Here is an 18,597-nt window from a genome sequence, read left to right as displayed (position 1 = left end):
GGATTCCCTGACATGTACAACACCGATAAGCCCACGCGCGAAGAACTGCCAACGTCCGCGCAACTAAAACGGTCCACGTTTATTGCTGCCGTCAGCGCCGCATTCCTGTTGGTCACCATCGTGCTTCCGTCTGAATACGGTATAGATCCCACTCGCATCGGGCGCCTGTTGGGTCTGACAGAAATGGGCCAGATCAAGACTCAGTTGGCTGCGGAAGCCGCCGCTGACGCGGCCAGCGATGGCGCAAGCGCTTCCGGCGGAGCCGATCAAAAGGCTGTTTTGAATCGGCTCGAGCGCATAGAGACTCTGCTCGTTCGTGGTGCCATCCCGAATGCAACGGCAGCAGGTCTTGCTGCTCCGGGGGCTTCAGACGCGCCAGCAACGCCTGTGAAGCCTGCCCCAACTGTGCCGGCGAACACGCAGCCCGTATCGACTACGCCGCCAGCTGTAACCGCATCATCGGGAGCCGCTGCCTCCAAAAAAATGGCGGGACGATCTGACGAAGTGTCCTTCCAGCTCGCGCCCGGACAGGGCGCGGAAATCAAGCTCGTCATGAAGGAAGGCGCACAGGCCAAATTCAGCTGGGCATCGAAAGGCGGATCGGTCAACTTCGATACGCACGGAGACACCAAAGGAAAGTCCATCAGCTACGAAAAGGGGCGGGGCGTGGACGCTGATGACGGTGTACTGGAAGCTGCTTTCGACGGAAACCATGGCTGGTTCTGGCGCAATCGGAACGGCGCCACATTGACCGTCACTCTAAAGACCAATGGGGACTACGCGGAAATTCGACGCGTTCTTTAACTGGCAGTCTACCGGCGGGCGGGAAATTTGCCGTTTCCCGTCCGCCACTTCGCCGCCATTCGCCTCTGCCCGCCTAGGCCGGCCGTGGCCGTATATCTGCCCGAAAGCGCCGCACCATTTTGTTCTCCGGTTGTGGCAGGGGCCACAATCAATCGGAAATCCCATTCATGAACTCTCGCCGCTCTCAGGCGCGCCCAATCTCCGCGCAGTCTAGGAACCCATTAGCTACCTGGTTGACAGAAACGAAGGAATTCCTCTCCGCATTGGTCTCTAATCCTCTATCAATGGGCGCCGTACTGCCTTCAAGCGCTGCGCTTGCCGCTGCGATAACAGCGTCGGTGCAGCCGGGGCCCGGGAGAGTCCTGGAGCTTGGATGCGGCACAGGCGTGTTCACCCGAGAGATCCTGCGGAAAGGTGTCTCGCCGGCAAGGCTCATCTTGGTAGAGCGGGACGCTACCTTGAGCCAAGGGCTGAAGGTCCAGTTCCCTGCCGCTACCGTACTTCAAGTGCTTGCTCAGGATTTATGTCCGGTCCAGTATCCCGAGCTCAAAGAAGTTTCGACCACGGTCTGCGGCTTGCCATTGCTGAACATGAGCGGTCTAGAGCACGAGCGAGTTCTTCGGACGGTCTTTGATGTCATGGTGCCTCAGGGTGCTTTGTATTTGTTCACCTATGGATTTCGTTGCCCCGTCTCGCAATCGGTTCTCGACAAATTCGAACTATCTTTCAGTCTGGTCAGCTTTGTGGCTCGTAATCTCCCCCCAGCGTCCGTTTACCGAATAGCCAAGCGAACCTATGTGACACGAGGCGGCCTCGCTGCCGGCTGTCCCGAAGGCGCTCGTCTGTAAAAGAGTGAGAGTCCAGGCGTGTCGCGCTTATCTGGGGAGGGAGCGCTGGCACCAAATGCTCCAGCATGTTTCTGTGTATGATGCTTCCATCATGAGCAAAGCAAGCCCCCTACAGCCACACCATCATCAAGATGCGGTCTCCAAGCGGTTAAAGCGAGCCGACGGCCATCTGCGCAGCATTTTGCAGATGATGGAAGATGGTAGGTCCTGTTTAGAACTGGCCCAGCAGCTGCATGCTGTGGAGAAGGCGATTTCTCAGGCAAAAAAGGTGCTGATACAGGATCACATCGATCACTGTCTTGAGAGTGCGATTGGGACGGTCAGTGCGGAGAGTCAGCGTACGATCGACGAATTCAAGGAAATCACGAAGTACCTGTAGGCCTACAGCCCCATGTCGCCGCTTCCGTGACTTAGTCTGTGACTTTCGAGGCGGCTTCCGCCCGTAGTCTTTCTACTTCAGCCTGATACTCCGGGCCACTTTTCAGGCGCTGGTACTCCGCATAGCTACGGCGATACGCCGGGCTGAAGACATCGATTGGCCCCCGGCCGCGGTAGAAGCGGTCCATGCCTGAGCGCTGCCACATCGCTACATCAGCCCGCACCTCTATTCGGCTTAGGCCCGACGTTCCAGTTTGGGCGCTCGTGCACGCGGACAAGACCGCTGCGCACGCGCACAAGAAGAGAGTTCGCGTCATATTTTCAAGTCCATTGGCAATTTTGGTTCTCGAGGAAGGAGGGCCCTATATGGCATTTCGGATGCTTATGGTTGAATCGCCCGGAAGCGCGAATCCGATGGAGACCAAGTTTCCTTGGCAGCTGGCGAAACTACGCCCGCCGTGCATTCGGGCAATCGCAGCGACGATTGCAAGCCCCAGACCGTGGTGTTGTTGTTGATCTCTGCGAGAACTATCGGCGCGGTAGAAACGGTGAAATAGCATAGGGAGATCTGCGGCCGGAATCGACTCTCCTTCGTTCACGACCCGCACGGTGAGGCAGGGGCTATCGCAGATATTCACTTCGACTGTCGAGCCGCGATTCGCATAACGCAGTGCATTCGAGAGCAAATTAGAGACCGCTCTCTGCAGAAGCTTCCTGTCGACCGCTGCTTGTGCTTCGCCTGTCACCTGTACTATTACTTCGCTTTCGGCGGCCTCCGCCTCGTGATATGCCACCACTTCTTCCAGAGCGCGTGCGACGCTCTCCACCTGCGAACGCCGGGCTTGGACGCCCCGGTCTGCGCGTGAGAGAAAGAGCATGTCGTTCACGACCTCCGCCATATGCTGCGCATCTTCTAAACTGGATGCGACCACCTCCCGGAAGGCGAGTACGTCCAACTGCTGGGTCAGCGAAAGTTCCAGATTGCCCACCAGCGTTGCCAGGGGAGTGCGCAGTTCGTGCGCGACGTCCATATTGAACGACTCTAGCTGTAGGTATGCAATTTCAAGCCGTTGCAGCAGCGAATTGAATTGTTCGATCAGTGGCTGCAGCTCCAATGCCTGGCCTTCACCGCTCAAGCGCTGTCCCAACGAATCGGCATCCATGTCCTCCGCTTGTCTCCCAAGCGCCTCTAGCGGAACCAAGCTGCGGTTGATGGCAAACGCGGTGCAAGCCGAAACAACTGCTGCTCCGCCGAGGGCACAGACCAACAATGCCCATGCCAAGGCGGTCCGTAGCTTGGCGTCAGACGACACGTCCATGGAAAGGCTCGCTGAAATGCCGTCGCCGGAACCCTGAAGAGTTGGGAGCTGAAAGTCCAACGTCCTTTCTTGGCGAGCATTGCTTTCACGGGCTACTACGGGATTGCCGAAATTTAGTTTGGTATCTCCCACCTTCAACGTGAGGAAGAAGTCGGAGCTTTTAGAAAAAAGGTCCGTCAAGCTGTGCTGCAAATCCTGATAGTCTTTCCCGCTCGCTTCGTGCTCGCTAACAAGATGATGAACAACTTGACCTTTTTGCTCCAGCAACGCGTCTTGTCGCGAAGCCAAATTCCAGTTTGCTATGGTGTAAACCGCGATGCCGACAACGCTGAGGACCACGAACGTTTGCAAGGCCAGCCACGTAGACAACTGTCCGCTTAAAGAGCGCGGTGCGCTGGGCGCGGCGCTCACCATCCTTTCCTGTGTTCGCAGATGTAGCCCATACCCCGCATTGTGTGCAGCAACTTTTCTGGAAAAGGGTCGTCAACCTTGGCGCGCAAGCGTCGCATAGCGACCTCTACTACATTCGTGTTGCTTTTGAAATTGATGTCCCAAACTTGCTCGGCTAACGTCATTCTTGAAAGTACCTCCCCCTGGCGTCGCATCAATAGCGCCAGTAAGGCGAACTCTTTTGAGGTGAGATCAAGACGGCGTCCGGCCCGCATGGCTTTTCTTGAAAGAAGGTCGAGATTCAAATCTGCAACCTCCAGTCGGCTGGAAAGTGGGGCGGGGGAAGCTTGTCCGGAAGCCCGGCGACCAAGCGCAAACACTCGGGCTAAAAGCTCGGATAGCGAAAACGGCTTGGAAAGATAGTCATCCGCGCCTTCGTGCAGTCCCGCCACCCTGTCTTCGACGTCAGCGCGCGCCGTTAGAATCAATACCGGCGTTTGCTTGCGCTGCCTCAGGCAGCGCAGTAGCTCAATGCCGTCGATGCCTGGAAGCATCCAGTCGAGAAGGATGACATCGAACTCCAATTCCAAGGCCAGGTGGAGCCCATTGATGCCATCGTACGAACATTCGACTACGTGGCCGTTTTCCTGCAATGCACGGCGCAAGTAGTCAGCCAGTTTTGTCTCGTTCTCGACGACTAGTATCTTCATATTCAGCGCTCCTATGCGGGTAGGCTCGCAGTTGCCCGCACACTAAGGCATGTGGCGCTTAGACCGGGATCTCGGCGGGCCCACAATGCCCAGCTACATCACGATCCGGGGGTGTAGACCTCTTTGAGCCAGGCCTTTTCTTCCGGTGACATGTCTTCCATTTCCTGAATAACTTGTGCGCGGGTCTTCGTTGACTTTTGCGTCCATGCGGGTTTCGCGATGTTCAGATTCTTAAAGTACCACTCTCGCTTGTCGGATTTCGCCGCCAGCAGTTCTTGATGTACCTCATCTGCCGACTTTCCTGGCGCCGACTCGCCAGTGTGAGTGACATAGCCAATTTCCGTATTCTCTATGTGCCAGGGAGCCGCCTGAACAAATGTGGTGGTGGCACCAAGGATCAATAGCGCTGCGACGTGGCGGATTTTCATGGGGTGTCCTTCTAGGTCAGGGTTGCGTATGGTCGCCCTCGGGTGCTTTCGGGCTATGACTACTTTAAGAAGTTGACCCCGGCAATTTGCTGGCGGCGACATTACATTTGCGCAAGCATCGCTGTCCATAGTCGAATTTCACTATCCACCCGCGCCGCTCAGTTCGTGCCTTCTTGGGGCGGGAAAAACCAGTTCCACATAGACACGTTGGGTGCCGTGGATAAAGTCCACCTGATCGAATTTGGCTTCAGCCTTTCTTCGCGCTGCGACGCCCATGTCAAAGAGGTTGAATGCCCGGTCTGCGATCTGGGCAAGCAAGGTTGCGATTGAATCCGGGGACCGTGGTGGGACCACCCAGCCGTCGATGCCGCGGGTAATGTTCTCTGGTAGGCCGGCGTACTCAGTGACGATGACGGGCTTTCCGCAGGCCATCATTTCACGACATGCGAAAGAGATAGTCTCCACCCGGTGCGATAGAACAAAGCCCACATCGATCGCCGAAATGAACGGCCTGACGTCGTCCAGTATCCCCACATAGCTGAAACGACCTTCCATGCCCAGCCCTCGTATTTCCGCGAGGTCAGCGCTGGATATAGGGCCCCTGCGACCGCTACATGGAAGCCCTCTCGCACTGCCAGAGGCAGGCGGGCAACAGCGCGGACCATGTCCATCCAGCTCTTGTACTCGCCCGTCCCTGCATTACTTCCCAGCACGATGCGGCCGGCTAGCTCTTTGCCGAAGTAGCGCGCTCTCATGCCGCTTTTCTCCTCCGCGCTAGAGGGGCGAAAGGTTGTCGTATCGACGCCGTTGAATACCGTGGATATGCCGGCGTTCGCGTATGCCGTCTTTGCGAGCTTCCTGCGGACGTGATCGCATACTGCAATCACGTGATCGGTGCCTAACCATGTGCGGATGCGCGCGCTCAGCGCAGATATGGGCTGATCGTTGTGCTTCGTAAAAACTATCTTTGGTCGTTGCTTCAAAAAGAGAGACGCCAAGATAACAAGCTTGTGATCAGCGGATCCGTTAACGTGCACCACATCGAAATTCTCGCGTTCGAGCAAGGCACGCAATTTTCTTGCCGGAGCGGGCATCCGGTATAGACGAGATGAAAAATCTATGGGGTAAGTTCTGACATCCGGAATATCCGCCGCAAGTCGTAAAAGTGCGCACCCTGGTGGCGCGGCCACACTGATAGAGTGGTGCCCGACCAGGTTTTGCGCCAGGCGAGAGATGTAAATGGCGTGACCGCTGACGTGGGGCCCGACATGAAAGTTTGTATAGAGAATCTTCATCATGATTTTCCTGGAATGAGTCCTTCGCCGCGCTCCTCTAGGAAGCGACGGCGCTTGGAGGCTCAGTCTTTGTCGAGATCCCAGATCAGATGCGCATCTATCTTCAGCTTGTAGGCCGCTTTCAACGCCTCGGCTTGGGCCGCCAATGCGCTGGCAGTCGCTCCGGTGTCCTGACGTTTCGCGATCAGCAGGCTCTGCAGGTCGACCTCGCCGAGGCTGTATGCGCGCTGCATCAACGCGGCATTCTTCAATAGCATTTCCGCGTTCTGGCGAGCGACTTCGGCGGTCAACAAAGTCCCGCGGGCCGCAGCGATGTCGCTTGATGCTTCGACGTCGAGTTGGCGACGCTTGAGTTCAAGTCCTTGATACGAAACATCCGCGCTGGCCGCCGCTTGATCGGCACGCTTTATCCGCGCGCCTCCGGGGATAGGTATGCTGACGCGCACACCCCAATAACGTTCGGCGCCGCCGCGTTCGGAGGCGGTATATAGACCTACGGTTGGATCGGGAACGCGTTCGGCTCGCGCTCGGGCCGCAGCCGCTTGGGATTGGGCCAATTGAGTCTGGACAATCTGAAGATCCTCGCTTGCGTCGATGATTCGAGTCCGAAGCTCGACATCATCTTGCGGCAATTTTTCAGGTAGGGGCAGTTCGGTCGGTTTGCGCTCAATGCCTGGAAAGCGCATGGACAGGCGGGACCACGCAATATCGCCAAGCATGGCGGCCTGGCTACGTTGTCGGTTTTGATCTGCCAGCTCGGCTTGCGCCAATCCCAAGTCCAGTCGAGAGGCGTCGCCGGCCTTCACACGCCTTTCGACAGCCTGCACACTTTTTTGCACGGTCTCATAGTTGGTCTGGGCAAGGCGATTTGCCGCTTCAGCGTGCAGCCAGTCGACCCAGAGCCTCATCAGCTCAGTGGCGGAGTTGTGTATTTGTGCTCGGTACTTGGCTCGAGCCTCGCTGAGCACGCCGCCGGCGAGCTCCCGATCCGCGTTCGCTTTCCCGGGAAGACGAATCCCTCTGTCCACACCGATGTTCCATTCGTTGTAGTGTTCTCCGGTGTTCACATTGCGGCGCTGCGCGCTAACGGATGGTGTCCACTCATAGGGAGAATCCTCAAGAATTCCGGCCGCGCTGCGGGCAACACGTAAATTCGCGATCGCCGCGGCTACTGCCGGATCCTTGTTAAGCAGCTCGCGGACCTGCATAGTGTCCGGCATTTTGACGTCTGGTTGCGCTGGCGATTTCGCTTGCGCAGGCATCGTTGCGACGAGTACAGCGGCAAAAATATAAGGCTTTATCATTTCTGCCCTCCGGACTGAGCAACCGCGGTGCGCCACATGAGCAATCCCGATTTTCCGAATGTGGCGCTAAGCCGTTCTTCAATCTCGTCCGCCTGCTGGTGGTCGCACAACACCCGGATCTCTACGGCCGCCGCGCGTCCCAAGACCTGTTCCGCCTGGCTCAGCGCGCCAAAAGCGACTCCATGCGCGGCCGCTGTTTGGCGGATGAATACGGGCGACGGCTCCATCACGAGAAGAAGATCCTGTATGCCTTCTTCGACTGAAGGCGTGCAGAGAATGGTGAGGCAAGTTTCAAACATTGGCGTCTCCTCGCTTGCTGAATGCGAAGCGCAGGTAGAGAATCGGAAGGAGTAAGAGGGTGAGCGCTGTGGCGGTAATCAAGCCGCCGATGACGACGATGGCCAGAGGGCGCTGAATCTCAGATCCAGGGCCAGTCGCAAACAACAGGGGAATGAGCCCGAAGGCGGTGATCGAGGCCGTCATCAGAACTGGCCGCAGACGTCGTTTGGCTCCCTGTACTACCACTTCCCGCAAAGAAAGACCTTCCAGCCTCAACTGGTTGAAGTAGCTGACGAGAACGACGCCGTTGAGTACGGTGATCCCAAGAAGCGCAATGAAACCCACAGACGCGGGCACCGACAGGTATTCGCCGGTAAGCCAGAGCGCTACGATGCCGCCTACGAGAGCGAACGGTATGTTGCTCAAGATGAGCAATGACTGCCGCACGGACCTGAACGTTGAGAACAGCAGAATGAAGATCATGCCCAGGGCTACGGGAACAACAACCGTGAGTCGAGCCGCCGCGCGCTGCTGATTTTCAAACTGCCCGCCCCAGGAAATCCGATAGCCGGTCGGCAACGCAACTTTGCTGGCCACCAGCGCCTTGGCCTCTTCAACGAATCCGACCAGGTCGCGGCCGCCGACGTTGGCGATCACGACGCTATATCGGCTACCCATTTCGCGATCAATCTTGACTGGCCCGGCTTCGCGTTCCAATTTGGCGAGCGTCGACAAAGGCACCGTTCTGCCATCTGGCGTGGTTAGGCGCATGGCCGCAAACTCGGCGGGGGACATTCGGGTGCTTTCTGGACCGCGGACGACGATTGGAGTTCGACGGTTGCCTTCGATCGCTTCGCCCGCACGTTGGCCTTCTATCTGAGCGCGAAGCGCGTCCTGAATCGCCTCGACCGATAGTCCAAACTGACCGGCTTGCACCCGATCTACCTTCACCTGCAGATACTGCACGCCGTCGTTTTGAACCGTGTAAACGTCTTGGTTCCCGGGAACCGTTTTCAGTACCGACTCGACTTCTTGAGCGTAGCGGTTGAGCTCATCCAGGTCGGGCCCATAGATCTTGACGGCGAGGTCTCCGCGAACGCCGATGATCATTTCGGATACGCGCATTTCGATCGGCTGCGTGAAGCTGTATTCGATGCCGGGCATGGGGTCCAAGACCTTGCGAATTTCATCCATGAGCGCTTCCTTGCTGCCCATACGCCACTCCTCCCGCGGCTTGAGAAGAAGGTACGTGTCGGTCTGGTTCAAACCCATGGGATCAAGCCCAATCTCGTCGGACCCCGCACGAGCCACGATGCCCCTGATTTCAGGTATCGAGCCCATCAGGGCTTGATGAATGCGCATATCCAGCTGGGCGCTTTCTTCAAGGCTGATGGAGGGAAGCTTCTCGATACCGACAATCAGGTCACCTTCATCCATCGTCGGCATAAACGTCTTGCCGACCTGGGTGTAGATGACTGCGGCGCCGAGCAACATTGCGATTGCGCAACCGGCAACGAGTTTCTGTCGCTTCATTACCCACTCAAGAGTGGGCTCATACAAGCTAAGCAGTTTGCGGGGTAGCCAAGGCTCGTGATGGCTGACCTCTTTCAACAGGTAGGAGGACAGAACGGGAATTACGGTGAGCGACAGAACCAGCGATCCTGCGAGTGCAAATACGATGGAGATCGCGACAGGTACGAAGAACTTTCCTTCGAGGCCTTGTAGCGTCAGTAACGGGAGAAACACCGTGATGATGATGAGAATGCCGGCGGTCACCGGAACGGAAACCTCTCTCACCGCTCGATAGATCGTATGGAGTCGCGGGACCTTTCCTGCAGTGGGGTCACTGGCGATGCGTTGGACGATGTTCTCAACTACCACGACTGCGGCATCTACCAACATGCCGATGGCGATCGCCAGGCCCCCCAAGCTCATTAAGTTGGCGGACATGCCGAAAAAACGCATGAGGATGAAGGTGCTTAATGCTGCCAGCGGCAATACCAAGGCGACGGTAAGCGCGGCGCGCAGGTTCCCAAGAAACGCGCCAAGCAGCACGATCACCAGCGCGGTGGCTTCGAGCAACGCTTTCGAGACGGCTCCCACCGCTCGATCGACTAGCAGTGCGCGGTCATAGAATGGCTTGATCGTCACTCCAGCAGGGAGGGTCGGCTGAAGCTCTGCCAGTTTTGCCTGGACGCCTTCGACTACACGTTGCGCATTGGCGCCGGCAAGTCCTAAAACCAGACCCTGCACGGCCTCACCCTTTCCGTCTTGCGTGACCACGCCGTATCGTGTGACGGTTCCCACTTTGACTTCGGCGAGATCTCCCAGACGCAAGGATTTGCCGTTTTCCGAAGGCACGACAATTGCACGGAGGTCGTCTAAATCTCGAACATTTCCTTCGCTTCGAACTAGCAGTACCTCGCCGCCTTCGCCCAGGCGTCCGGCGCCGTCGTTGCGGTTGTTGGCGGAGACGGCGTCGCGTAACTGCTCAGTTGTGACACCAGCCGCGGCCATGCGCAGGGCGTCCGGCACGATTTCGAAAGCGCGTACTACGCCACCGAGTGCGTTGATGTCCGCTACACCAGGCACTGAGCGAAGTGCAGGACGGATCACCCAATCCAATAAGCTCCGTCGCTCTGCGAGCGTTAGGGAGTCGCCCTCGACGGTGAACATGAACATTTCACCTAAGGGGGTTGTGATTGGGGCCATGCCACCTTCGATGCCCGGCGGAAGATTCTCTAGAATCCCTCCAAGCCGCTCACTGACCTGCTGCCGCGCCCAATAAATATCGGTGCCGTCCTCGAAATCGATCGTCACGTCAACCAACCCGTACTTGGTCACCGACCGCAGGATGCGCGTGTTTGGTATGCCAAGCATCTCCACTTCAATGGGTACTGCGATGCGGTTTTCGACCTCCTCTGGTGTCATGCCCGCGGCTTTCATGATCACCTTTACCTGAGTACTCGATACGTCAGGAAAGGCGTCGATAGGCAGCCCTCGGTACGCATACCAACCGGCTCCGGAGAGGATCGCGACCAAGATCAGGATAAAGAGCCGCTGCGAGAGCGAAAACTGAACTAGGCGTTGGAGCATCACTCCTTCTCCCCGTTCTTCAACCAAGCGCCCTTCAAGGCGACGACGCCTGCTGTCGCTATCTGATCGCCATCCTTCAGGGCACCGGACACTCGCGTAACGTTCCCCGCGCTGGCCAGCAATTGGACTGGGCGAGCTTCAAAGCCGTCCTTGCTTCGAACAAAGACATAGGCGTTCTTTCCGTCATGCGCGATGCCAGCAAGTGGAATACTCCATCCTTTCGGTCCTTCGCTCGATGCAAGCTCCGCGCTCAGGATCTCGCCAGGGCGTAGGGGCGTGGCCGATTTTTCCACTTCAGCGCGCACGGTAACGGTCTGCGACCCGGCGTCTACGATTGCTGCGCTGCTGATAAGGCGGGCCGTTACTTCACGCCCTTGGACGGTCACTTGTGAACCTTCCGTCCACGACACGAGCTCCGTCGCTGGTACTTGAATCTGCAGCCAAAGGGTTTCGGTGCTGGAGATTTCTGCAAGGGGCGATGTCGTGTCGATCCGTTGGCCCGGACGCGCGGTGATCGCGTTGACTACGCCCTTGTGGCCGGCGCGGACCGTCAACGTGGATTGGGGCGCGGCCGATTTCTCAAGGCTTTGTATCTCGGACACTGTCATGCCAGTCAAGCGCAATGCAGCCTGAGCTTGAAGCAGAGCCGCCTCTGCCTCACGAAGGGCGGCGTTAGCTTCCTGCACCCGTCGTTGCGGAATGATGCCCTCGGCATACAGGCTACGTTCGCGCTGGAAATTCTGGCGCGCGAGCGACGTCTTGGCCTGGTTCTGGATCATGTCGAGCTGCAGTTGGCCGTATTCGCTGCTCGCGACGGTGAGGAGCGGCGTTCCTTCGTCTACCGCTTGGCCGGGCAGGGCGAGGATCTGTGTAAGCAGACCTGAAACTGGCGAACTGATGACCCGGTCGGCATTCGGCGGCATCACGACTTTAGCGGGATAAGCCGTCTTAACCTGCGGTGAAGCCGAGGACAACGGCAATAACGTGATCCCGAGTGCGGCAATCTGGTCGTCCGCGACAACAAAAGCGGCCGGTCGATCTGCCGCGAATGCGGCCGAATACACGAACAGGCAGCCGACAAGGCACAAGCGAGCGCGGCAGCGCGCCGTGGCCGATAGGTTTTTCATGAGACTCTCTAAGGCGCCAGACAGGCGCAGCAACGCTCGCGCGGCTTCTTGTCGCCGCGAGCGAATTGAACAATCAGCCCTTTGCGGGCATGAAAATCAGAGGGGGAGTGCGCTGCGAGGAGGACGCAGCGGCGGCGCAATGGCCAAGCTTGGCACCTGGGGTCGTGCCAGAGAAGGGTGCGCCGTTAGGTGGGGTAGAAGAAGCGTTTGTGCAACTGCTGGCACAAGGCCAAAGGGATGGTGAGACGCTTCATGTAGAAGCTGATGCTGCGTGTCGGTAAGCTGACCCGGCGCCGCCTCGTCGCCGGCATGACGCTCGGCGTCCGAGACCACAAGAGTCTCTCCATGACTGTCGCTATGAGCGACCCAACCTGTTCCCCAGCCGAGCAGTACCGTGCTCGCCAGCATTGCGGCAAACAGCAGTAATGAAACGGCCTTTTTGATGGGAAGGGGCATAGAACGGGAAGCGGTACTCCGAGATTCGTCTAACGCTGTAGGCCGAAAATCGGGTTAGATCTGGTACAGATCGTATCCTAGCGGGGGGGATGGGGTCAACTTACAATTTCGTAAGGATTGGGTCCCGAAACGGGGGCCTATCCCGCCCCTCCCCGGGGGCAGCATGGTCGCCGTCCCCGGGCCTTTCAAGGTTTCAATGGCAGTGCGAGCCGCCATTTTTGTTGTCTCGGTGGCAACCATTCTTATCGGTGCCGCCGCTATGTGCCAACGCGGATACCGAGACCAGCATAGCGATAACAGCCAAAGCGAGCTTCTTCATAATCGATCTCCTCTCTAGACCAGTCCCTTATGGACGGCGATTAACATTTAATCATGTTTGTATAGAAAAGATACGAAAACCGAAATCGGCGGCAAAGTCGCTATCGCTACTTGGGTCGGTCAGGCCACCGGCGGTGATCATCGTCCACGATGTATTCATGCGAATGATCTTCGGTCGCTCCATGTTCGTCGACCGTAAGGTGCGGATGACCTGGATCGAGGTCTGGATGCTGGTGTTTGACCCGGTCCGGATCGTGCGATGGCCAGATTGCCGCCGCCACGGCAACGGCTGCGCACGCAACACCGCCCATGATGAGGAATGTTGTGCGAGCGCTGGCGTTGGCACTTAGCCAACCCGCAAGCGGATATGTGACAAGCCAGCAGGCGTGCGACAACGCGAACTGTGCTGCAAAAAGCGCAGGGCGATCCTCTTGATGGGCTGAACGCCGTAGCAACCGGCCGGACGGCGTCTGAGCCAGGGAGTAGCCTAGCCCCAACGCTACCCACAAGGGCAACAGCCCCCCATATGACGTCACGGCCATGCCGCCCAATAAGCCAACTGCCAGGACGGCGGCACCCGCCAACATGGCACGCCTGTCGGGGACGCGCTCCAGAATGCCTGGAAGCGTTAAAGCCGCCACCATGGAGCCGGCGCCAAACGCCGCGAGCGCCCACGCAGTTGCGTGTTGCGTGAGTCCATAGCGCCCTTGCACGAGCACCACAGTGTTGACGATCACCATTGAGCTGGCGGCAGCGACGGCCACGTTCAGTGCCAGAAGGCCGCGAAGACGCGGGGTGGCCAGATAAATGCGCAAGCCGCGCGTTGTCCGTTCGTATATGCCGCGGGGAGGAGGGGTTTTCGCTTTTGGCAGCACGACCGAAACCACAAGTGCGGCCGAGGCCAGGAAACCCACCATGGTGCCCCAAAACAGGCTGTGAAAGCTCACGACAGTCAGCAGGAGTGCCGCCAACATTGGGCTGGCGACACTCTCCAGGTCATACGCTAGCCGGGAAAGCGAAAGCGCCCGTGTGTAGTCTGCCTCTTTTGGCAACACGTCCGGGATGGTGGCTTGGAAAGTCGGCGTGAATGCCGCAGACGCGGATTGGAGCAGAAATATGAGGATATAGATCTGCCACGTTTGCGTGACAAAGGGAAGCGTCAGCGCGACGAGTGCGCGTACAAGATCCAAGGCGACCAACATGGCTCGTCTGGGCAGGCGCTCAGCGAAGGCAGCCGCGATAGGCGCGACGCCGATGTAGGCCAGCATCTTGATTGCCAGTGCGGTGCCCAGCACCTCGCCAGCGCTGGCGCCCGCAAGATCGTAGGCCAGTAGACCGAGAGCGACCGTGGCGAGGCCGGTGCCTACCAATGCAACCACTTGCGCGGTGAACAAGTGGCGATACGTTCTGTTGGCAAGGATACTTAGCATTCTTGTTCCTTGATTCAGTTAATCCTACGCATGCAAGGCGCGCATGCCGATCCAACCGTTCAACCCCACATAGATGCCGACGGCGATGATCAATAGGCTGGAGAGATACGGGGCACGACGCGCCACTGTGGAGAACCAGCTGTACCGTTTTGTCGCATGCCGTACGCTCAAGGCCGCAACGGCGCCGACCGTGACCAGCGTGATCGCCAAACCGATGGAAAAACACAGCACGAGAACTGCGCCCAACGTGAATTCCTTGAGTTGCAGGCACAGCAACAGCACGGTGATTGCGGCAGGACAGGGAATGAGCCCGCCCGTCAGTCCGAACAGCGCGATCTGCCAGTTGGTGACGTTCTTGTCCGCAAAGCGACGCCGGATGTCGTTCGCATGCGCCAATTGGTGAGCGTCTTGAAAGCCTTCTCCTGACACGTCCAACCCACGGAGCTCCTCGTGAATGTGGTCGTGCTGATGGGCATCGTTTTCGACAAAGGCAACGTCATAGCTGTGCGCATGATGTCCGTGGCTCAAGGTCAACCGCGCCATGAACTGATGGGGTTCCGGAATCTCGTCGACGGACTCCAGGTATCCGCCACGATCGACAAAAGCAAAACTCTGTACCGAGCCATCCGGACGTTCTATGGAGACGTTGACGTCGGCGGCGCGCCACGCTTGCCCATTGAGTGTCCGCAAACGCCAACGCGGTGGGACTCGGTTTTCGAAGACCTCTAAAACTACCCGGCCATGGCCCGTGTCGATTTCCCGATGCGCTTCGCCGTGAGCATGCGCCTCGTGCGAATGACGATGATCGTGGTCGTGCGGATCGTTCGCGTGTTGTTCGCGCCAAGTGCGCCAGAACATCCAGGCGGCAATCAGCACGATGATCAACCCCGATGCCAGCTGGAAGTAGGGTTCCAGGCCTTCGGCGTCTACACCCTGCCACAAGTACATCCCGCCAAGCCCGATTCCCCACACGATCAAGGTGTGCGAGATGGTTGCTGTGACCCCAAGCAACACGGCTTGGTCAACCGTTCCTCGTATTGCGACGATGAACGCCGCCATCATCGTTTTGGAATGCCCGGGCTCAAGGCCGTGCAACGCACCAAGCAGTATGGCGCTCGGAATGAACAGCCACGCGTGAGAGGCGCCCTGCGCGAGGAGGTCGGAGAATGACAGCATGGTTGCTTCCGCTAGAGGTATTTCGTGATTTTTTTGAACTCGTCGATGGTGCGCCGACGTTCGTCGTTGAGTTCGCCCACCGCATCTTCCAGGCAATGGTCAATGTGGTCTTGAATGAGAATTTTCTTGGCCTGGGATATCGCCTTTTCGACCGCGTGCAACTGCTGGGCAAGGTCCAGGCAGGGACGATGCTCTTCCATCATCTGCAAGATGCTCCGCAAGTGGCCATCGGCGCGCTTGAGTCGCTTCGCGATGGCGTCATGGTGGTGGTGAGGAGTCGATGTCGTCATGCACCGATAGTATCCCCCTAGGGAGGATATGAAGGCAAAAACCATGACTAATACGAGGGAACTGTTGCATCGGCGCACGAATATTTTTTGTGTTGATGTTTCTACATTTATGTAGCGTTTATAACTTCTTAGTTGTACGCTTTGCTCATGAACTGGCTAACTCTCGTCCTCTCCTTGCCTACCGAAAACGCTACGGCGCGCATGCGCGCCTGGCGCGCCTTGAAGGCATGTGGCGCCGCTGTTTTGCGCGACGGTGTCTACCTTCTGCCTGGGCAGGACGGCGACGACACCTTGGCCACCATAGGGCGCGAAGTGCGAGACAACGGGGGCACGGCCCATCTGCTTCAAACAACGATGGATGTTGATGAGGAAAGCGAGTATCAGGCGCTTTTCGACCGCTCGGCGGACTATGCCGAGCTGATGAAGGAGGCCGCGCAAGTGCATGGCTTGTTGACGCCCGACAGCGCTATGGACACGCTCAAGCAAACCCGCAAGCTGCGCAAACGGTTCGTTCAGATTGCGGCCATCGACTTTTTCCCTGCGGAAGCCCAGCGGCAGGCGGATGCCGCGCTGAAAGAGTTGGAAGAGGGCGCGAATCGTGCGCTGTCGCCCGACGAGCCCCATCCGGCGGACGGGGCAATTCCTCGCTTGTCGGCCGCTGAATACCGGGGCCGCCACTGGGCCACGCGGGCGCGCCCGTGGGTGGATCGGTTGGCTAGCGCCTGGCTGATTCGGAGGTTCATCGACCCGGACGCCCGTTTTCTATGGCTTCAATCGCCGGCGGATTGTCCGGACGACGCACTGAGCTTCGACTTTGATGGCGCGACCTTTTCCCATGTCGGCGTCAAGGTGACGTTCGAGACGCTCTTGGCTGCGTTTGGCTTGCAAAGTCCGGCGCTGGACCGGTTGGGATCGATCATTCATTACCTGGACGTTGGTGGCGTGCAACCCGCGGAAGCTGCAGGCGTGGAGCAGGTCTTGGCTGGCTTGCGCGAGACGATCACTGATGACGACCAGTTGTTTGCCTTAGCCAGTGGCATTTTTGACGGCTTGGCGGCCAGCTTTGCAAAGGGGGCAGGAAATGAGTAGCCGATTGCAAGAGGCAGGGACGCCACCTTTGGAAAGCTCGGTTCCCCTGGAAGCGCCACAGCCCGTGAGCTTTCGTCAGGCCCTTTGGTTCTGGTTGAAATTAGGCTTCATCAGCTTTGGCGGGCCCGCTGGGCAAATCGCCATCATGCACACCGAACTGGTGGAGCGGCGTCGTTGGATCAGCGAGCGCCGGTTTCTGCACGCGCTGAACTACTGCATGTTGTTGCCCGGTCCAGAAGCCCAGCAGTTGGCCACCTATATCGGATGGCTGCTGCACCGGACCTGGGGTGGAGTAGTTGCAGGGGGCCTTTTCGTGCTTCCCTCGCTATTCATTCTGATCGGATTGTCATGGGTATATGTGGCTTGGGGCGACGTTCCCGTCATCGCTGGACTGTTCTATGGAATCAAGCCAGCCGTCACGGCCATCGTCCTGCACGCGGCGCACCGGATCGGCTCGCGCGCACTGAAAAATCCCGTTCTTTGGAGCATCGCTGCGGCGGCTTTCGTGGCCATCTTCGCTGCGAACGTGCCATTCCCGCTGATCGTCGCAGTGGCGGCATTGGTCGGCTTCGTAGGCGGCAAGAAATGGCCCGAGTACTTTCGTACCGGCGCGCGGCATGGCTCAGGCGCCTCAGGTTTCGGCCCCGCGTTGATTGATGATGACACCCCCACGCCCAGCCATGCCAAGTTTCGTTGGCCGCGGTTGGCGGCCATCGTAGGAATAGGTGCATTGATGTGGGGCGCGCCCATGGGTGTACTGACCGCTGTCTACGGTTGGCATGGTGCATATACGCAGATGGGCTGGTTCTTCACGAAAGCTGCTTTCCTTACTTTCGGCGGCGCTTACGCAGTGCTGCCGTACATCTATCAAGGTGCTGTGGACACCTATGCGTGGCTCACGCCGATCCAGATGATCGACGGCCTGGCGCTGGGAGAGACCACACCTGGCCCGCTCATCATGGTGGTTGCTTTTGTTGGATTCGTCGGCGGGTACGCCAAAGCGCTATTGGGCCCGGAGACGCTATTCCTGGCTGGCGCGCTGGCTGCGACGATCGTCACCTGGTTCACCTTCTTACCGTCGTTCCTATTCATTCTGACCGGCGGCCCTCTGGTTGAGGCGACAAAAGAAGACCTGAAGTTCACCGCGCCACTTACTGCGATCACCGCGGCGGTTGTCGGCGTCATTCTCAATCTGGCGGTGTTTTTTGGCTATCACGTCCTGTGGCCGGAGGGCTTGGCAGGACGCTTTGAACTGGGCTCGGCGTTGATCGCGCTGGGCGCCGCCATCGCGCTGTTTAAGTTCAAACGCGGTGTGATCGAGGTCATTGCGGCTTGCGCCGTCATTGGCCTTATCCTGAAACTCACCCTATGAGGTGGTGCCATGAAATGGATTACGCGGGAGCATCCGAAGATTGACCGTATAGCCTGTCCTTGGCTGATTAGCCGGTACATCGATAAAGAACCCGAGTTCCTGTATGTCTCGGCCGACCGCGTGCTGAGCGAGGCCGAAGCAACGGGAGCTGTGCCGTACGACATCCCAGGAGTGACCCTGACGCACGTCGGGGAGCGATGCAGCTTTGACACATTCCTGGATAAATACGAACTGCACGACGCAAGTCTTAAGGACTTGGCGGTGATCGTACGCGGGGCGGATACCGACAGATTGGATCTTGCGCCCCAATGCGCCGGTCTTCTGGCCGTATCGCTCGGGCTGTCTCGGAATTTCCCTGACGACCATCAGATGCTCGAACACGGCATGGTGGTCTACGACGCATTGTACGCTTGGTGCCGCCACGCGCGCGGCGAAACACACACTTGGAACTATGCGTCCGAGAGTGGTAGAGCGGCCTAACGTGTTAG

General features: G+C 58.2%; 19 protein-coding genes. 6 read left to right on the top strand and 13 right to left on the bottom strand.

Annotation, left to right across the window (positions count from 1 at the left end):
* The first annotated feature begins 12 nt into the window (after window positions 1-12).
* The 3 genes from ELS24_RS25790 (at window position 13) to ELS24_RS25780 (ending at window position 2,031) form a co-directional block, all read left to right on the top strand.
* Window positions 13-804, top strand: a complete 792-nt coding sequence (locus tag ELS24_RS25790; RefSeq protein ID WP_127185747.1) for a hypothetical protein — start codon at window positions 13-15, stop codon at window positions 802-804.
* A 167-nt stretch (window positions 805-971) separates the two neighbouring features.
* Complete coding sequence (locus tag ELS24_RS31625; RefSeq protein WP_076469037.1) at window positions 972-1,652, top strand: class I SAM-dependent methyltransferase; 681 nt, start codon at window positions 972-974, stop codon at window positions 1,650-1,652.
* A gap of 91 nt (window positions 1,653-1,743) precedes the next feature.
* Entirely contained in the window at window positions 1,744-2,031 is a 288-nt protein-coding gene (locus tag ELS24_RS25780; RefSeq protein ID WP_127185746.1) for a metal-sensing transcriptional repressor, read from the top strand.
* Window positions 2,032-2,392: 361 nt separating this feature from the next.
* On the opposite strand, the gene ELS24_RS25770 is transcribed toward ELS24_RS25780, so the two are convergent.
* The 13 genes from ELS24_RS25770 to ELS24_RS25715 form a co-directional block, all read right to left on the bottom strand.
* Entirely contained in the window at window positions 2,393-3,763 is a 1,371-nt protein-coding gene (locus tag ELS24_RS25770) for a heavy metal sensor histidine kinase (RefSeq protein ID WP_127185744.1), read from the bottom strand.
* Complete coding sequence (locus ELS24_RS25765; protein WP_127185743.1) at window positions 3,757-4,449, bottom strand: heavy metal response regulator transcription factor; 693 nt, start codon at window positions 4,447-4,449, stop codon at window positions 3,757-3,759. Before ELS24_RS25765 ends, ELS24_RS25770 begins: the two co-directional genes overlap by 7 nt.
* Window positions 4,450-4,547: 98 nt before the next feature.
* Window positions 4,548-4,877: a hypothetical protein gene (locus tag ELS24_RS25760; protein ID WP_076469031.1), complete on the bottom strand. Its 330-nt coding sequence runs from the start codon at window positions 4,875-4,877 to the stop codon at window positions 4,548-4,550.
* A 141-nt stretch (window positions 4,878-5,018) separates the two neighbouring features.
* A complete protein-coding gene (locus ELS24_RS31420) occupies window positions 5,019-5,411 on the bottom strand; it encodes a glycosyltransferase (protein WP_240669577.1) in 393 nt (130 codons plus the stop codon).
* A complete protein-coding gene (locus tag ELS24_RS25755; protein WP_240669386.1) occupies window positions 5,309-6,175 on the bottom strand; it encodes a glycosyltransferase in 867 nt (288 codons plus the stop codon). The genes ELS24_RS31420 and ELS24_RS25755 overlap by 103 nt, the downstream gene beginning before the upstream one ends.
* 59 nt (window positions 6,176-6,234) lie before the next feature.
* The gene (locus ELS24_RS25750) at window positions 6,235-7,476 is read right to left on the bottom strand and encodes a TolC family protein (protein ID WP_127185742.1); all 1,242 of its coding nucleotides are present in this window, start codon (window positions 7,474-7,476) and stop codon (window positions 6,235-6,237) included.
* Window positions 7,473-7,775, bottom strand: coding sequence for a DUF3240 family protein (locus ELS24_RS25745; RefSeq protein WP_076469030.1), 303 nt, complete (start codon window positions 7,773-7,775; stop codon window positions 7,473-7,475). Before ELS24_RS25745 ends, ELS24_RS25750 begins: the two co-directional genes overlap by 4 nt.
* Window positions 7,768-10,851 carry an efflux RND transporter permease subunit gene (locus ELS24_RS25740; RefSeq protein WP_127185741.1) on the bottom strand — a complete coding sequence of 1,028 codons (3,084 nt, stop codon included), beginning with the start codon at window positions 10,849-10,851 and terminating at the stop codon, window positions 7,768-7,770. The genes ELS24_RS25745 and ELS24_RS25740 overlap by 8 nt, the downstream gene beginning before the upstream one ends.
* A complete protein-coding gene (locus ELS24_RS25735) occupies window positions 10,851-11,978 on the bottom strand; it encodes an efflux RND transporter periplasmic adaptor subunit (protein ID WP_081397439.1) in 1,128 nt (375 codons plus the stop codon). The genes ELS24_RS25740 and ELS24_RS25735 overlap by 1 nt, the downstream gene beginning before the upstream one ends.
* A gap of 649 nt (window positions 11,979-12,627) precedes the next feature.
* The gene (locus ELS24_RS25730) at window positions 12,628-12,753 is read right to left on the bottom strand and encodes a YHYH domain-containing protein (protein ID WP_127185740.1); all 126 of its coding nucleotides are present in this window, start codon (window positions 12,751-12,753) and stop codon (window positions 12,628-12,630) included.
* Window positions 12,754-12,859: 106 nt separating this feature from the next.
* Window positions 12,860-14,182 (bottom strand): MFS transporter, encoded by a 1,323-nt coding sequence (locus tag ELS24_RS25725; RefSeq protein WP_127185739.1) that lies wholly within the window; start codon window positions 14,180-14,182, stop codon window positions 12,860-12,862.
* 24 nt (window positions 14,183-14,206) lie between these two features.
* The gene (locus tag ELS24_RS25720) at window positions 14,207-15,358 is read right to left on the bottom strand and encodes a nickel/cobalt efflux transporter (protein WP_127185738.1); all 1,152 of its coding nucleotides are present in this window, start codon (window positions 15,356-15,358) and stop codon (window positions 14,207-14,209) included.
* An 11-nt stretch (window positions 15,359-15,369) separates the two neighbouring features.
* Window positions 15,370-15,648, bottom strand: coding sequence for a metal-sensing transcriptional repressor (locus tag ELS24_RS25715; protein WP_127185737.1), 279 nt, complete (start codon window positions 15,646-15,648; stop codon window positions 15,370-15,372).
* Window positions 15,649-15,795: 147 nt separating this feature from the next.
* Here ELS24_RS25715 and ELS24_RS25710 point away from each other — a divergent pair, with 147 nt between their 5' ends.
* Genes ELS24_RS25710 through ELS24_RS25700 form a run of 3 tightly spaced genes read left to right on the top strand, consistent with a single transcriptional unit; the run spans window position 15,796 to window position 18,589 of the window.
* Complete coding sequence (locus tag ELS24_RS25710; protein WP_076468666.1) at window positions 15,796-16,737, top strand: chromate resistance protein ChrB domain-containing protein; 942 nt, start codon at window positions 15,796-15,798, stop codon at window positions 16,735-16,737.
* Window positions 16,730-18,109: a chromate efflux transporter gene (gene chrA, locus ELS24_RS25705; protein WP_076468620.1), complete on the top strand. Its 1,380-nt coding sequence runs from the start codon at window positions 16,730-16,732 to the stop codon at window positions 18,107-18,109. The genes ELS24_RS25710 and chrA overlap by 8 nt, the downstream gene beginning before the upstream one ends.
* A 9-nt stretch (window positions 18,110-18,118) precedes the next feature.
* Entirely contained in the window at window positions 18,119-18,589 is a 471-nt protein-coding gene (locus ELS24_RS25700; RefSeq protein WP_127185736.1) for a chromate resistance protein ChrB domain-containing protein, read from the top strand.
* The last annotated feature ends 8 nt before the right edge of the window (window positions 18,590-18,597 follow it).

This window comes from Achromobacter spanius (genome assembly GCF_003994415.1).
Lineage (GTDB): Bacteria > Pseudomonadota > Gammaproteobacteria > Burkholderiales > Burkholderiaceae_B > Achromobacter > Achromobacter spanius_C.
This window is presented reverse-complemented; position numbering and strand designations above follow the sequence as displayed.

Coding starts and splice junctions, on each gene's coding strand:
- ELS24_RS25700 (WP_127185736.1), top strand. CDS start 18,119: ATGAAATGGATTACGCGGGAGCATCCGAAGATTGACCGTATAGCCTGT.
- ELS24_RS25790 (WP_127185747.1), top strand. CDS start 13: ATGTACAACACCGATAAGCCCACGCGCGAAGAACTGCCAACGTCCGCG.
- ELS24_RS25720 (WP_127185738.1), bottom strand. CDS start 15,358: ATGCTGTCATTCTCCGACCTCCTCGCGCAGGGCGCCTCTCACGCGTGG.
- ELS24_RS25710 (WP_076468666.1), top strand. CDS start 15,796: ATGAACTGGCTAACTCTCGTCCTCTCCTTGCCTACCGAAAACGCTACG.
- ELS24_RS25770 (WP_127185744.1), bottom strand. CDS start 3,763: ATGGTGAGCGCCGCGCCCAGCGCACCGCGCTCTTTAAGCGGACAGTTG.
- ELS24_RS25760 (WP_076469031.1), bottom strand. CDS start 4,877: ATGAAAATCCGCCACGTCGCAGCGCTATTGATCCTTGGTGCCACCACC.
- ELS24_RS25740 (WP_127185741.1), bottom strand. CDS start 10,851: ATGCTCCAACGCCTAGTTCAGTTTTCGCTCTCGCAGCGGCTCTTTATC.
- chrA (WP_076468620.1), top strand. CDS start 16,730: ATGAGTAGCCGATTGCAAGAGGCAGGGACGCCACCTTTGGAAAGCTCG.
- ELS24_RS31625 (WP_076469037.1), top strand. CDS start 972: ATGAACTCTCGCCGCTCTCAGGCGCGCCCAATCTCCGCGCAGTCTAGG.
- ELS24_RS25780 (WP_127185746.1), top strand. CDS start 1,744: ATGAGCAAAGCAAGCCCCCTACAGCCACACCATCATCAAGATGCGGTC.
- ELS24_RS25755 (WP_240669386.1), bottom strand. CDS start 6,175: ATGATGAAGATTCTCTATACAAACTTTCATGTCGGGCCCCACGTCAGC.
- ELS24_RS25725 (WP_127185739.1), bottom strand. CDS start 14,182: ATGCTAAGTATCCTTGCCAACAGAACGTATCGCCACTTGTTCACCGCG.
- ELS24_RS25735 (WP_081397439.1), bottom strand. CDS start 11,978: ATGAAAAACCTATCGGCCACGGCGCGCTGCCGCGCTCGCTTGTGCCTT.
- ELS24_RS25730 (WP_127185740.1), bottom strand. CDS start 12,753: ATGAAGAAGCTCGCTTTGGCTGTTATCGCTATGCTGGTCTCGGTATCC.
- ELS24_RS25715 (WP_127185737.1), bottom strand. CDS start 15,648: ATGACGACATCGACTCCTCACCACCACCATGACGCCATCGCGAAGCGA.
- ELS24_RS25765 (WP_127185743.1), bottom strand. CDS start 4,449: ATGAAGATACTAGTCGTCGAGAACGAGACAAAACTGGCTGACTACTTG.
- ELS24_RS25750 (WP_127185742.1), bottom strand. CDS start 7,476: ATGATAAAGCCTTATATTTTTGCCGCTGTACTCGTCGCAACGATGCCT.
- ELS24_RS25745 (WP_076469030.1), bottom strand. CDS start 7,775: ATGTTTGAAACTTGCCTCACCATTCTCTGCACGCCTTCAGTCGAAGAA.